Origin of the sequence: Bacillus sp. FDAARGOS_235 (genome assembly GCF_002073415.2) — a bacterium.
Lineage (GTDB): Bacteria > Bacillota > Bacilli > Bacillales > Bacillaceae_G > Bacillus_A > Bacillus_A toyonensis.
In genome coordinates this window covers 822342-835658 of the sequence record NZ_CP020437.2, presented here as the reverse complement: position 1 = coordinate 835658, position 13317 = coordinate 822342, and the positions used below count along the sequence as shown (strand labels likewise).

Annotated in this window: 14 protein-coding genes; 10 read left to right on the top strand and 4 right to left on the bottom strand. The window is 34.3% G+C overall.

What is annotated here, in order from left to right:
* Window positions 1–3: 3 nt before the first annotated feature.
* Window positions 4–1461: a serine hydrolase gene (locus A6J74_RS05875; RefSeq protein ID WP_000034328.1), complete on the bottom strand. Its 1458-nt coding sequence runs from the start codon at window positions 1459–1461 to the stop codon at window positions 4–6.
* Window positions 1462–1660: 199 nt separating this feature from the next.
* Here A6J74_RS05875 and A6J74_RS05870 point away from each other — a divergent pair, with 199 nt between their 5' ends.
* The 5 genes from A6J74_RS05870 to A6J74_RS05850 all read left to right on the top strand — a co-directional run bounded on the left by A6J74_RS05870 (window position 1661) and on the right by A6J74_RS05850 (window position 6971).
* Window positions 1661–2617: a thymidylate synthase gene (locus tag A6J74_RS05870; protein ID WP_000679621.1), complete on the top strand. Its 957-nt coding sequence runs from the start codon at window positions 1661–1663 to the stop codon at window positions 2615–2617.
* A gap of 19 nt (window positions 2618–2636) precedes the next feature.
* On the top strand, window positions 2637–3125 hold the full coding sequence (locus tag A6J74_RS05865) for a dihydrofolate reductase (RefSeq protein ID WP_000637202.1): 489 nt from the start codon (window positions 2637–2639) through the stop codon (window positions 3123–3125).
* A 157-nt stretch (window positions 3126–3282) separates the two neighbouring features.
* Window positions 3283–5268 carry a penicillin-binding protein 3 gene (gene pbpC / locus A6J74_RS05860; RefSeq protein WP_001227253.1) on the top strand — a complete coding sequence of 662 codons (1986 nt, stop codon included), beginning with the start codon at window positions 3283–3285 and terminating at the stop codon, window positions 5266–5268.
* 236 nt (window positions 5269–5504) lie between these two features.
* Window positions 5505–6140 (top strand): FMN-dependent NADH-azoreductase, encoded by a 636-nt coding sequence (locus A6J74_RS05855; protein WP_000170037.1) that lies wholly within the window; start codon window positions 5505–5507, stop codon window positions 6138–6140.
* A gap of 111 nt (window positions 6141–6251) precedes the next feature.
* The gene (locus A6J74_RS05850; RefSeq protein ID WP_000616571.1) at window positions 6252–6971 is read left to right on the top strand and encodes a lysophospholipid acyltransferase family protein; all 720 of its coding nucleotides are present in this window, start codon (window positions 6252–6254) and stop codon (window positions 6969–6971) included.
* 41 nt (window positions 6972–7012) lie between these two features.
* On the opposite strand, the gene trhA is transcribed toward A6J74_RS05850, so the two are convergent.
* Complete coding sequence (gene trhA / locus A6J74_RS05845) at window positions 7013–7669, bottom strand: PAQR family membrane homeostasis protein TrhA (RefSeq protein WP_000136879.1); 657 nt, start codon at window positions 7667–7669, stop codon at window positions 7013–7015.
* Between the two features lie 213 nt (window positions 7670–7882).
* Between trhA and A6J74_RS05840 the strand changes: the two genes are divergently transcribed.
* The 4 genes from A6J74_RS05840 to A6J74_RS05820 all read left to right on the top strand — a co-directional run bounded on the left by A6J74_RS05840 (window position 7883) and on the right by A6J74_RS05820 (window position 10443).
* Window positions 7883–8068, top strand: coding sequence for a twin-arginine translocase TatA/TatE family subunit (locus A6J74_RS05840; protein ID WP_000492443.1), 186 nt, complete (start codon window positions 7883–7885; stop codon window positions 8066–8068).
* A 42-nt stretch (window positions 8069–8110) separates the two neighbouring features.
* Window positions 8111–8854 (top strand): twin-arginine translocase subunit TatC, encoded by a 744-nt coding sequence (tatC, locus tag A6J74_RS05835; RefSeq protein WP_000390131.1) that lies wholly within the window; start codon window positions 8111–8113, stop codon window positions 8852–8854.
* Between the two features lie 341 nt (window positions 8855–9195).
* Window positions 9196–9447 carry a DUF2535 family protein gene (locus A6J74_RS05825; RefSeq protein WP_000629011.1) on the top strand — a complete coding sequence of 84 codons (252 nt, stop codon included), beginning with the start codon at window positions 9196–9198 and terminating at the stop codon, window positions 9445–9447.
* Between the two features lie 153 nt (window positions 9448–9600).
* The gene (locus A6J74_RS05820; RefSeq protein WP_001169476.1) at window positions 9601–10443 is read left to right on the top strand and encodes a DegV family protein; all 843 of its coding nucleotides are present in this window, start codon (window positions 9601–9603) and stop codon (window positions 10441–10443) included.
* A 335-nt stretch (window positions 10444–10778) separates the two neighbouring features.
* On the opposite strand, the gene A6J74_RS05815 is transcribed toward A6J74_RS05820, so the two are convergent.
* Entirely contained in the window at window positions 10779–11753 is a 975-nt protein-coding gene (locus A6J74_RS05815) for an MBL fold metallo-hydrolase (RefSeq protein WP_001129623.1), read from the bottom strand.
* Window positions 11754–12088: 335 nt separating this feature from the next.
* Here A6J74_RS05815 and A6J74_RS05810 point away from each other — a divergent pair, with 335 nt between their 5' ends.
* Window positions 12089–12676, top strand: coding sequence for an SCO family protein (locus A6J74_RS05810; RefSeq protein ID WP_000833349.1), 588 nt, complete (start codon window positions 12089–12091; stop codon window positions 12674–12676).
* Window positions 12677–12710: 34 nt separating this feature from the next.
* On the opposite strand, the gene A6J74_RS05805 is transcribed toward A6J74_RS05810, so the two are convergent.
* A complete protein-coding gene (locus tag A6J74_RS05805; protein ID WP_001288081.1) occupies window positions 12711–13175 on the bottom strand; it encodes an Hsp20/alpha crystallin family protein in 465 nt (154 codons plus the stop codon).
* Between the last annotated feature and the right edge of the window lie 142 nt (window positions 13176–13317).

The following is a 13317-nucleotide window of genomic DNA, read 5'->3' as shown; positions in this document are numbered from 1 at the left end:
TACTTATTTAATTTTCTTAAATATAAGCGACTGAGTACTTAACGTAGCTGGCACATGTAACTGAAGGGATGGAAATTCACCACTCACACTCATTTCATAAGCGAATAATAAACTCATTTTCATTCGGAATAAGTCAACTTTTGCAGAGAAGACGTCGTAATGATGATGTGTTAATTGAATGTCCATTTCCATGAATTGCACAAATAATGAATCATCTCGCTTGTATACTTGTAATGTTCCGTATGCAGGATGTTCGAAAGTACCAGTATAATCCTCTAATTTGTGAGAAGGTGTAGTCCCTTTAATTTGCTCAGGAAGGGATTCAGTTGCTTCTTTCATCATTTCCTTCATTTTTTCAGTATCTTCTACAGCACGTTTATGCCAATCGATGCCTTCTAATTCAAGTAGCTCGTCATAAATTTGGTTAGCAAGATAAGTAGGAAGTAATGTGCCTCCAGCATTCGTTAAAATGACAAGACCTACATTTTCTTTTGGCATGAATGAAACAAGTGCCGAAAATCCATCAATATTACCGCCATGATGAATCACTTTGTTACCACGATAAGCGCTAATAAACCAACCGAGGCCGTAACTATTTAATGGAGATTCAGGGAGTGATAGAACTGGTTGATCTGGAATTGAATTGTGTGGTGTATACATTTGTTGTAATAATTCAGAGGAGATTAATTCATGATCTCCAAACTTTCCTTTGTTTAAGTGAAGAAGTACCCAATTTACCATATCTTCAATTGTAGAATTAATACACCCAGCAGCGCCAACTGTATCGATGTTACGGAATGGAACTTCTTTTATTTCACCGTCTTTTTCAATGTAAGGTAAAGCATAATCCTCTGTAATTTGTGAATCTGTAACAGAGAAGTTTGTATGCCTCATATTTAAAGGTTCTAAAATATGTTCTGTAGCGTATTGCTCCCACGTTTGATTTGTAATGTTTTCAACAATGCAGCTAATTGTTGCATACATTAAGTTGTTATATAAAAATGCTGTTCGGAACGGTGCATCAAGTGGTAAATGTTTTATTTTTTCAACGAGATCTTTTCGAGATAAGGAAGAGCTGTACCAAAGAGCATCATGACGACTCACTCCAGTGCGGTGAGAGGCTAAATCCCGTCCTGTAACTTGTGAGGTAGCAAGTAGTTCACATAAAGAGAAGTTAGGTATATAAGACTGGACAGGAGTATCCCAATTAAACTTTTTTTGCTGTGCTAACAAGCTTAATGAAAGTGTGCCAAAAGCTTTCGTTGAGGAACCGATTGCGAACCGGGTGCTCGGTGTAACAGCCTCTTTTGTTTCTATATTTCGATAGCCGAAACCTTCTGAAAGAATAACTTCACCGTCTTTTATAACAGCTACAGCAGCACCAGGAACTTTTAAATCCTTCATCATTTTTTCAACCGTAGTTTGTAACGAAGTCATAACAGGAGTTTCAATTTTAGACATAATTCTAACCTCCAAATTTAAATTTTGTCCTACCGCACTATACTTTCGGTAATAGAAAATGAAAACCTTTTTAAATATGGAAAGTTAATAATTTTGTAAGAATTACTGAAAAAAATTTTTATTTATCAAGATTATTAAATTTGTTGTTTTTCATGTTATGATAAATTTCATATAAGATTGAAAGAAGGTTTTTCTACATATGAAACATGCTGAATATGAATACTTAAATTTATGCCGCCATGTAATGGAGCACGGTACGAAGAAAGAAGATCGTACAGGGACAGGAACTGTATCTGTATTTGGATATCAAATGCGTTTTGATCTGAGTAAAGGATTTCCTTTATTAACCACAAAGAGAGTACCATTTCGCCTTGTAGCAAGTGAACTACTTTGGTTTATGAAAGGTGATACAAACATTCGCTATTTATTGCAGCATAATAATAACATTTGGAATGAATGGGCATTTAAGAGCTGGGTAGAAAGTGACGAGTATACTGGGCCTGATATGACAGATTTCGGTCTTCGCTCACAACAAGATGAGGAATTTAAAGTGCAATATGATGAGCAAATGGACCTATTTAAAAAGAATGTTTTAGAAGATGATGATTTTTCGAATAAATATGGCTACTTAGGAGACGTATATGGCAAGCAATGGCGTGCTTGGAAAACGACGGCTGGTGAAACACTGGATCAACTAAAAGATGTAATTGAAATGATTAAAAAAACGCCAGATTCACGTCGCTTAATCGTTTCTGCTTGGAATCCTGAAGACGTACCGAGTATGGCATTACCGCCTTGTCATACGCTATTCCAGTTTTATGTAGCGGACGGAAAACTTTCTTGTCAGCTATATCAAAGAAGTGGCGACATCTTCCTTGGAATTCCATTTAACATCGCAAGTTATTCACTACTAACACATTTAATTGCACATGAATGTGGTCTTGAAGTAGGAGAATTTGTTCATACAATTGGAGATGCGCATATTTATACGAATCATTTTGAACAAGTAGAAAAACAATTGGCACGTGAACCACGTCCGTTCCCGAAACTTACATTAAATCCAGATGTGAAATCTGTGTTTGATTTTGAGATGGAAGATTTAACGATTGAAGGATATGATCCACACCCAGCGATTAAAGCACCGGTTGCAGTGTAATTGTAGAGGAGATGACAAGATGATTGTTTCATTTATGGTCGCAATGGACGAGAATAGAGTAATTGGTAAAGATAATAACTTACCTTGGCGTTTACCGAGTGAATTACAGTATGTAAAGAAAACAACGATGGGTCATCCACTTATTATGGGGAGAAAGAACTATGAAGCAATTGGTAGACCATTGCCTGGAAGACGTAATATTATTGTAACTCGTAATGAAGGGTATCATGTAGAAGGCTGCGAAGTAGCTCATACTGTAGAAGAAGTGTTTGAACTATGTAAAAATGAAGAAGAGATTTTTATTTTTGGCGGAGCGCAAATTTATGATCTCTTTTTACCGTATGTAGACAAGTTATATATAACAAAAATCCACCACGCATTTGAAGGAGACACATTCTTCCCAGAAATGGATATGACAAATTGGAAAGAGATTTTTGTAGAAAAAGGTTTAACGGATGAAAAAAATCCGTATACGTATTATTACCATGTATACGAGAAACAACAATAATAAAAAAAATTGATGTGAGTATTCGCATCAATTTTTTTTATTTGTATTTATAAATGTAAGTTTATAGATGGTATTCAATAGTGCTATAATGAAAGGTAGCATGTGAAAAATGCTAAAATTTTCAAAAGTATTAATATAGAAAGAGGAGGAGAATCAGTTGAGAAAAATATGGGGGATTCTTTTTCTTTGCTTAACATTCATGTTAGTTGGATGTGGTAAAGAAGAAAAACCACAAGAAGCGTTTGATACATATGTGAAATCATGGAATAAACAAAAATTTGCAGATATGTACGATCAATTATCAGAAAATGCAAAAAAAGATATTTCCAAGAAAGAGTTTACTGAGAAATATGAAAAAATTTATTCTGGTATTGAAGTGAAAGACTTAAAGGTAGAAACAGGGGAAGTAAAAGAAGATAAAAAAGATGAAGGCCCTGTTCCTTTTAAAGTAAGCATGGATACAGTTGGTGGTAAAATCACTTTTGGTCATGAAGCAAAAATGGTGAAAGAAAAAGATGGAGATAAAGAATCTTGGAAAATAGATTGGACACCTGATTTCATTTTCCCTGGCATGACAAAAGATAGTAAAGTGCGTATGCAAACGACGGAGCCAAAACGTGGTGAAATATACGATCGTAATGGAAAAGGTCTTGCGACGAATGGGAAAGCTTCTGAGATCGGAATCGTTCCAGAAAAATTAGATGAAACTGCTCCGCAAACGAAAGAAGCAGTAGCTAAGTTGTTAAATATGTCTGTAGAAGAAATTGATCAAAAACTAACTGCTAAATGGGTAAAACCAGGGTATCTTGTACCAATTGGAATTTTACCTGAAGGGGCAACGCAAAATACGTATATTGATTTACCTGGTGTTGCAACAAAACCTGTAAATGTTCGTACATATCCGTTAGGGGAAGCGGCAGCTCATCTAACTGGTTATATCGGAAAGATAAATGCTGAAGATTTAAAAACGCTACAAAAGAAAGGCTACCAAGCTGATGAGCCAGTTGGTAAAGCTGGATTAGAGCAAGTATTGGAAGAAAAGCTACGCGGTAAAAAAGGTGGCCGTGTCTTTGTAGAAGATGCACAAGGAAAAGAAATTAAAAATTTAGCAAAAACAGAAGCTGTTGATGGAGAAAATGTAACTTTAACTATCGATAGTGCTGTTCAAGAAAAAACGTATAATGAAATGAAGGGCGAAGCTGGTTCAAGTGCGGCAATTAATCCGAAAAGTGGAGAAACAATTGCACTCGTAAGTAGTCCAGCATATGATCCTAATTTAATTGCACGAGGAACATCGAAAGCACAACGTGAAGCTTGGAATAATGATCCGAAAAAACCGATGACGAACCGATTTACACAATTATCGGTACCAGGTTCTGTATTTAAGCCAATTACAGCTGCAATCGGTCTTGAAACGAAAACGATTGATCCAAAAGAAGAATTGAAAATTGAAGGATTGAAATGGACAAAAGATTCTTCTTGGGGCAATTATTACGTAACACGTGTGAAAGATGCAAATCCGATTGATTTGGATAAGGCAATGAAATATTCGGATAATATTTACTTCGCACAAGAAGCTTTGAAAATCGGAAAAGATAAATTTATGAGTGAAGCGAAAAAATTCGGATTCGATGAGAAATTACCAATTGAATATGGATTCCCAGCTTCTAAAATCGCAAATGATGGTATTAAAAATGATATTCAAATGGCAGATACAGGATATGGTCAAGGACAAGTGTTAATGACTCCTCTTCATCTAGCTTTAACATATGCGCCAATTGTAAATGATGGAACAATTCCGTCACCATATATCATTAAAACAGATAAACAACCAAAAGCTTGGAAAGAAAATGTCATTTCAAAAGGAAATCAGGATATATTAAAAACTGCTATGACTAAAGTAATTAATGATCCGGATGGTACAGGGAAAATTGCTAAAATTGATGGTATGACCCTTGCTGGAAAAACAGGTACAGCGGAATTAAAAGTATCTAAAGAGGCCGAAGGAAAAGAACTAGGCTGGTTCGCTGCATTTGATTTAAATGCACCTGATATGGTCATTACAATGATGATTGAAGATGTAAAAGGTAGAGGTGGAAGTAACATTCCAGCTGAAAAAGTGAAACATATTTTTCAAAAATAAAGGTTGATGAAGGACTATCTCCATGAAATATGGAGGTAGTTTTTTATTTAGTTAACATTTTAAATGGAAATATATAATTTATAGATTACAAAACAACTTATTAACTTACGAAAAAAAAGTAGCTATTTTTTATTGACATGAAGCGAGAGATTTTGTATTATACTTACATAAGGTAAGTTATTTACTTTCGAATTATAAATCTCAAATTAAAGATAAAATTAAAGGGAGAGAATACAATGACAAAAGTACTATTTATCACAGCAAATCCAAATTCAGCAGAAGGTTCTTTCGGAATGGCAGTAGGAGAAGCTTTCATCGAAGCTTATAAAAACGAGCATCCACAAGACGAAGTTGTAACAGTTGATTTATTCAATACGACTGTACCAGCAATTGATGCAGATGTATTTGCTGCTTGGGGTAAATTTGCAGCAGGTGAAGGCTTTGAAACTTTAACAGAAGTTCAACAACAAAAAGTTGCAGCAATGAACACAAACTTAGAAACATTTATGCATGCAGATCGTTATGTATTCGTAACTCCAATGTGGAACTTTAGCTATCCACCAGTAGTAAAAGCATACTTAGATAACTTAGCAATCGCAGGTAAAACATTCAAATATACTGAAAATGGTCCAGTTGGCTTATTAGAAGGCAAAAAAGCACTTCACATTCAAGCAACAGGTGGCGTTTATTCTGAAGGAGCATACGCAGCTGTAGACTTCGGTCGTAATCACTTGAAAACAGTATTAGGATTCATCGGTGTAAATGAAACTGAATATATTGCAGTTGAAGGTATGAATGCTAATCCTGAAAAAGCACAAGAAATTAAAGAAGCAGCAATTGCTAACGCACGTGAATTAGCAAAACGTTTCTAATATAGAATACTTAAAAATGTCCAAACACTTGTTGTTTGGACATTTTTTCTTCTTTTTCCTTCGTTTGTCTAGTATAATGAAGGTCGGAATGATAATAGGTGGGGGTTCTGTATGATTCAAACGTTTTTTAAAATCTTTTATTTAATTTTAATTGTAATTGCGATTACACCGAGAATGTGGCGTCTTAAAAAACAAGTAAATACGATGTCACCGCAAGAAAAAGATAGTGCTGTGTATAAAACGACAAATTGGTTTGGTAAAAAAATGGTACGTGTTGCTGGTGGGGCAGTAGAAGTAAAAGGGCTTGAAAATGTTCCGAAAGACAAGCCGGTACTAGTTGTAAGTAATCATCAAAGTAATATGGATATTCCTGTTTTACTAGGTTACTTAAATAAACCAATTGGATTCGTTTCAAAGGCAGAGATTAAGAAGTTTCCAGTTGTACCAACTTGGATGGAACTTATGAATTGTGTATTTATGGTTCGTAATGATCGTCGTCAATCTCTTCAAGCGATTAAAGATGGAATTGAACTATTAAAGAATGGACATTCTATCGTAATTTTCCCTGAAGGAACGAGAAGTAAGGGTGGCGAAATTGGAGAGTTTAAAGCTGGTAGTTTTCACCTAGCAGTAAAATCTGGTGTAGCAATCTTACCTGTAACGTTAGATGGTACATATAAAATGTTTGAAGCGAATGGAAATCGTATGAAACGAGCTCATGCAACAGTAACGATTTCTAAGCCGATTACACCTGAAGAGTATGCGAATATGGATATTAAAGAATTAACGAAGCATACACAGGATGTTATCGCATCACAATTACATAAGTAATAAAAAAGGTTTCAGCTTTCATCAAGCTGAAACCTTTTTTATTACGCTGCAGGTAAGACGTAAAAGAGTACACAGAAGAACATCATTGCACTACCGCCTAAAACGAAGAGGTGCCAAATGGCATGGTTGAAAGGTAGCTTTTCCCAAAGGAAGAAGATTGCCCCGACTGAATATAAAATGCCACCTGCTAAAAGTAGTGAAAAACCATGTCCAGTTAGATTTTCGTAAAGTGGTTTAATAGCAACGATTATGAGCCAGCCCATAATGATGTAACATAAAGTTGATGCTTTTATAAAACGGCGTACAAAGAAAATTTTGAAGACAATACCGCCAATTGCAAGTGTCCATATAATTGCGAGTAACGTCCAACCTAAAGGTCCACGAAGTGTAATGAGTAGAAAAGGAGTATATGTGCCAGCGATTAATAAATAGATGGCTGAGTGATCTAAAATAGTAAATAATTTTTCTACTTTTGGATGGTGAATGCTATGTAGCAACGTTGAAAACAAGTACAGTAAGAACATGCTTACACCATAAACGGTAAATGCAACAACAGCAGATGCAGTACCATGTTTAGACGCATGAATAATTAATATAATTAAGGCAGGGATGCTTAAAATGGCACCGATACCATGTGTTATTGCATTTGCAATTTCTTCTTTCACAAAATGTGTCATTCGTGTCATTTTTTCAGTCATAATGCAAATCCTTTCTACTATCATAAAATAATATGTCATTTCCCTTACCATATCATACACAAGAGCAATAGAAAATGAAATTTGTATAATTGATTATATTTTTGAATTTTTTTGACAAAAGACGATGGATTTGTTGACGTTTTCAAACTTTTTTGACAAAATAAAATTATGCAATAGTAGGACAAGAAATCTACTAATAAAGGGGATGGGGAAATGTTTTCAAATATTGGCTTTCCAGGGTTAATTTTAATCTTAGTAGCTGTACTAATATTATTTGGGCCTAAAAAATTGCCGGAAATCGGAAAGGCTTTAGGGGAAACGTTAAAAGAATTCAAAAAATCAACGAAAGAATTGACTGATGACGCATTTCAAGAGAAGGAAAAGAAAGAAAAAATGTAATGGATTTTCCTCGTAATGGATAAGTAAAGTGTGGTGAACGAGATGGAAGATCGGGAAATGAGTGTAGTAGAACATATCGTTGAGCTTCGAAAACGAGTAATTTATACAGTGTTATCCTTTGTATTATTTTTAATTATTGGATTTACTTTTACGAAGGATATTTATTTTTGGCTTGTAAAAGATTTACCAATGAAATTAACTGTTCTCGGTCCAAGTGATGTATTGTGGATTTTTTTCTCGATTGCTACAGTATTTGCTATCGTTTGTACAATTCCTTTTGCTGCTATACAAATTTGGTTATTTGTAAAACCAGGTTTACATCCAAATGAACAAAAGATGACTGTAATGTATATACCGGTATTGTCTATATTATTTATTGCAGGTTTAAGTTTTGGATATTTTATTGTAATGCCGTTTTTATTTCATTTTTTAACTACGATAGGTAATGAAATGTTTAATACGATGTTTACGACAGAAAAGTATTTTCATTTTGTACTTAATTTAACAGTTCCATTTGCTGTGATTTTTGAATTACCTGTAGTGGTAATGTTTTTAACGAGTATTGGCATACTTACGGCGGAGTTTCTAATAAAAATAAGAAGGTATGCTTACGTAGCATTGATTATCATTGCCTCGTGTATATCACCGCCAGATTTTTTATCTCATAGTTTAGTTGCGGTACCGCTTATTTGTATTTATGAAATTAGTATTGCCTTATCAAAGATTGTTAGTAAGCGAAAAAAGAAAAGGGAAGAAGAAATACAGTCGAAAAGTGCCTCGTTATAAAGGCACTTTTTTAATTATTTGTTATACTATGGCTATAAACGTATACAATATAAAGAAGAAAAAAATAATAGAATCTCCAAAATTTAGACAAACTTTGCACCTTTATAAGTTTATACTGAATGTATTAAGCAATTTACGGATAACGAGATTCCCGTCTCACGTGATAATTAGGACGGGGGATGGATTAGGTGGAGATGAATAGAGAATAAATCTACTAACCATAAGGACTAAAGGGATCATCTAAGGATACTTTTGTATTCAAAGGAGTCTCCACTTTAAACAACGTGTTACAGCGTAAAGTAGAGGAAGTTCAAAATCCAATGAAAAAGAGGATTGATATTGTGATTACGAAAAGTTTTTATTTCACTCATTCAACAGGGGATTGTATTAAAATATTCGAAATCCCTGTCCTACAGGCGCAGCATCCATTATCGTTTCTAATTCAGTCTCGTCTTCAATTATTTATTGCAAAAATTCAAAAACAAAAGCACCCAAGATTTTCGTATTCTTTCCGTGAATATTTACAAAAATGTTTGAAGTGGAATGATTATTTAAATGTATATAAAACAAATACCCTTGAAAAAAACGCATAAATTAGAGCAGGACAGAGTCAGGAATACTCTGTCTTTTTATTTTAGGTATAAAAATATAATTAATTTGATGAAATTTCGTTCGAAATTGTTGAAAGCATTAGGAATGCTAGTATAATAACAAGGAGAGCGTATTGGAAAGGGAAGAAGGATAGTATGCAAAAAATTAAAATTGTAACAGATTCAACGGCAGATTTATCACAAGATGTAATCGAGAAGTATGACATTCATGTTCTACCATTATCAATCTCTGTAAATGGACAAACATATTTAGATCGCGTTGATTTACAACCTGATGAGTTTATTGAAGAAATGATTAAATCAGAGGAACTACCAAAAACATCACAACCAGCTATGGGTACATTTGTAGAAATGTATGACAAGCTAGGTGAAGATGGAAGTGAAGTACTTTCTATCCATATGACAAGTGGAATGAGTGGTACTGTTGCGACTGCAAATAGTGCTGCATCGATGACTGATACAAAAGTAACAGTTGTTGATTCACAATTTATTACACATGCTTTAGCATATCAAGTAATAGAATCTGCAAAAATGGCAAATGAAGGACGCTCACTAGAAGAAATTTTAAAACGTGTAGATGAAGTGAGAAAGAATACTCGTTTATATGTAGTGGTAGATACATTAGAAAACTTAGTGAAGGGTGGACGTATCGGTAAAGGAAAAGCGTTTATCGGTTCGCTACTTAATATAAAGCCAATTGCTAGCCTTGAAGACGGTGTTTATAACCCTGTAACGAAAGTGCGCAGTCAAGGCCAAATTGTAAAAACGTTAGCTAAGTTATTTGAGCAAGATACAGCAGGAAAAGTTGTAAAAGCTGTTGCGATTCCGCATGCAAAAGCAATTCCTTTAGCTGAAAGTATGAAAGCAGCTGTGGAAAAAGTGAGTGGATTTACTCAATCAGAAATTTTCTATACAACGCCTATTATTAGTACTCATACAGGTCCGGGTGCAATTGGATTTATGTATTTAGCAGAGTAATAAAAAAGCTACTTGAAAATATATTTCAAGTAGCTTTTTTATCCCGCATTAACGGACAGTAAGACCCTCACCTCAAAATTCAGCGAAAGCAAAGAAGTTAGGTGTGAGATCAACGGTCCGTAAATGCCCGATTGGTGAAGGCTAATAATCAGTGGGGATGATGAACGACCCCCACTGATTAAAGTTTCACTCTATGTGAATAGAAAGTAAGAAATGAGAAGGGCTATACAGGCGCTCCCGCTAATGATGTAGCGAGTCTGTAAATATTCATTCATAGAAAACACCCTTTATGATTTTCTATATTATATGATGGATATAGAAAATAAGTAGTTACATTACACTTGTAAAGTTTCGATTTTTTCTTGTACTTGTTTTTTATTTGTGTCGCTATTATAAGTAAAAGTTTGGCCTAAAAAGAGTACATGCAGTTGTTCCCACGGTAACATACGTAAATTCCAATTACTTCGAAGTTTTGTTATTGCCTCGCGAGGTGTTTCATCAGCAAGTGCAAAAGCTCCGTAATGCATTGGAATAAAATGTGTCGCGTTTAAATCTAAATAAGCTTGCACTGCTTCTTCAGGGGAAACATGAGATACTTTCATAAACCATTCTGGTTCATAAGCGCCAATTGGCATAAGAGCAATATCAATTAAAAAGCGCTTTCCAATCTCTTTGAAACCCTGGAAATAGCCGCTGTCGCCACAAAAATAAATGGTTTCCAAAGTCGTTTCATTATCAATAATCCATCCACCCCAGTGAGATGTATTCATGTCAAATAAGGATCTTCTCGTCCAGTGCTGAGCAGGTACGAAGTGAAAAGAAACTTCATTAATCGTCGTACTTTCCCACCATTTATATTCTTCTACATGCGTAAATTTCTTACGAGTAAATAATTTTTTTAATCCGATAGGTACAAGATATAGAACATCATCATTTAACTGACGAAGAGTTGAAAAATCTAAATGATCATAATGACCGTGTGAAATAAGGACTATATCAATTTTAGGTAGTTCTTGTATAGTAAGACCTGGTTCAGTAAGCCTCGGAACTAACTTTAATTTATTTGCCCATACTGGATCTGTTAATATATTAAGTCCATTCGTTTGGATAAGAAAAGTAGAATGGCCCACCCATGTGACTGTCGTTTTTTCAACATTGCTTTGCAAAAATGCATTTTGTTTAACAGGTGATTGTTCTACTAAAAAAGAAAAGTCTTTTTTGTTCAGCTTTCGTTCTTTACGCCATCTTAAAAAAGAACGAATTGATTTTTTTGTACTGACATTATCCATATTTTCATAGCGCTTCGCCATGAACATCACCTCATTTAAAATCGTTGTAGTTGTATTGTACCGAAATGTTGTTAAGGAATACAGTGTATAACATGGATTAATGTTTAATTAATTGTTAAAAAATAGGGAGAGGTATTTACAATTTTAACATTGAGCTTTGTTTTGCGAATACGATTTAGAGAAATAATAGTGAAAAAACATATTTTGTCTAGTAATTCGCTTGAAATTAAGAAGTATCATACGTAAATTCGTACGATTTCGTGAACAAATGCAGTAAACAATTTTCTCGTAGTGTTAACTTTTGTTATGATGAGCATAACCTATTTAAATTTAGGATAGAGAAAAGAGGTTTATAAATGAAGCGTTATCAAAAACTAATTGGTCTTATGGTTGTATTTTGTCTATTTGTACTCGCTGGATGTAGTGGATCAGGCTCAAAGCTTCGTAAACCATTAAATTGGGATTTAGAAACTTTCCAATTCACAAATCAAGATGGAAAACAATTTGGTACAAAAGATTTAAAAGGGAAAGTATGGGTTGCAGATTTTATGTTCACAAACTGTCAAACAGTTTGTCCGCCAATGACTGCTAATATGGCAAAATTACAGAAGATGGCAAAGGAAGAGAAGTTAGACGTTCAGTTTGTCTCGTTTAGTGTAGATCCAGATCTTGATAAACCAGAAAATCTGAAAGCTTTCATTCAAAAGTTTACAGAAGATACTAGTAATTGGAATTTATTGACGGGTTATTCGTTAGAAGATATTACAAAGTTTTCAAAAGATAATTTCCAATCACTTGTAGATAAGCCAGAGAACGGTCAAGTAATACATGGTACATCATTTTATTTAATTGATCAAAATGGAAAAGTAATGAAAAAGTATAGCGGTATTAGTAATACACCGTACGAAGATATAATACGTGATATGAAGCGATTAGTGGATTAAAAATAAGGGTGCGTAGCACCCTTATTTTTTTACATTAGTCTATAGATAAAATGTCATGCTGTTGTGGAAGTTTCGGTGCACGAATTTCTAACACACCATTTTGATAGGAAGCTTTCGCTGCTTTTTTATTAATGGAATAAGGCAATTTAATCATTCTTGCGGCTTCTGAAATAGACCGTTCTCGGCGATAATAGTTATGAGATGTTTGTTCTTCTGCCTCTTCAAGTATTTCTTCTTTTACAGAGACTTTTAAGTATTCGGTTTGTATTTCAATTTGAATTTGCTCTTTTTGTATACCCGGTAGTTCAGCGGTAACAACGAGTTCTTCATCAACTTCATATAAATCTACAGGGAATGTTAATAAACGATTTCCTTTTTGGAAAAAATGATTCAAATCAGCGATTACATTGCGAAGAGGTGTTTGCTCAAAAAAATCATCAATTTGCTTTAAATAATTGCGAACCGGTGGACGAGAAGAATCTTTTTTTTCTTCACTCATGGTATTCCCTCCTAGAAATCAATTTGCAATATCATATGACAAAAGCGGAGAAAGGTGATTGCCTAATTTTCATGTTTTCATAAAAAAATGTTAAAAATGTGAAATGGAGTGATTTTTTTATAGTTTTTGGTCGCCATATTGA

Bases quoted from the DNA above. Each gene is read 5' to 3' on its own strand.
- A6J74_RS05850 (WP_000616571.1), top strand. From the start codon at position 6,252: ATGATTCAAACGTTTTTTAAAATCTTTTATTTAATTTTAATTGTAATT.
- A6J74_RS05810 (WP_000833349.1), top strand. From the start codon at position 12,089: ATGAAGCGTTATCAAAAACTAATTGGTCTTATGGTTGTATTTTGTCTA.
- A6J74_RS05870 (WP_000679621.1), top strand. From the start codon at position 1,661: ATGAAACATGCTGAATATGAATACTTAAATTTATGCCGCCATGTAATG.
- A6J74_RS05820 (WP_001169476.1), top strand. From the start codon at position 9,601: ATGCAAAAAATTAAAATTGTAACAGATTCAACGGCAGATTTATCACAA.
- tatC (WP_000390131.1), top strand. From the start codon at position 8,111: ATGGAAGATCGGGAAATGAGTGTAGTAGAACATATCGTTGAGCTTCGA.
- A6J74_RS05805 (WP_001288081.1), bottom strand. From the start codon at position 13,175: ATGAGTGAAGAAAAAAAAGATTCTTCTCGTCCACCGGTTCGCAATTAT.
- A6J74_RS05840 (WP_000492443.1), top strand. From the start codon at position 7,883: ATGTTTTCAAATATTGGCTTTCCAGGGTTAATTTTAATCTTAGTAGCT.
- A6J74_RS05815 (WP_001129623.1), bottom strand. From the start codon at position 11,753: ATGGCGAAGCGCTATGAAAATATGGATAATGTCAGTACAAAAAAATCA.
- A6J74_RS05865 (WP_000637202.1), top strand. From the start codon at position 2,637: ATGATTGTTTCATTTATGGTCGCAATGGACGAGAATAGAGTAATTGGT.
- trhA (WP_000136879.1), bottom strand. From the start codon at position 7,669: ATGACTGAAAAAATGACACGAATGACACATTTTGTGAAAGAAGAAATT.
- A6J74_RS05875 (WP_000034328.1), bottom strand. From the start codon at position 1,461: ATGTCTAAAATTGAAACTCCTGTTATGACTTCGTTACAAACTACGGTT.
- A6J74_RS05855 (WP_000170037.1), top strand. From the start codon at position 5,505: ATGACAAAAGTACTATTTATCACAGCAAATCCAAATTCAGCAGAAGGT.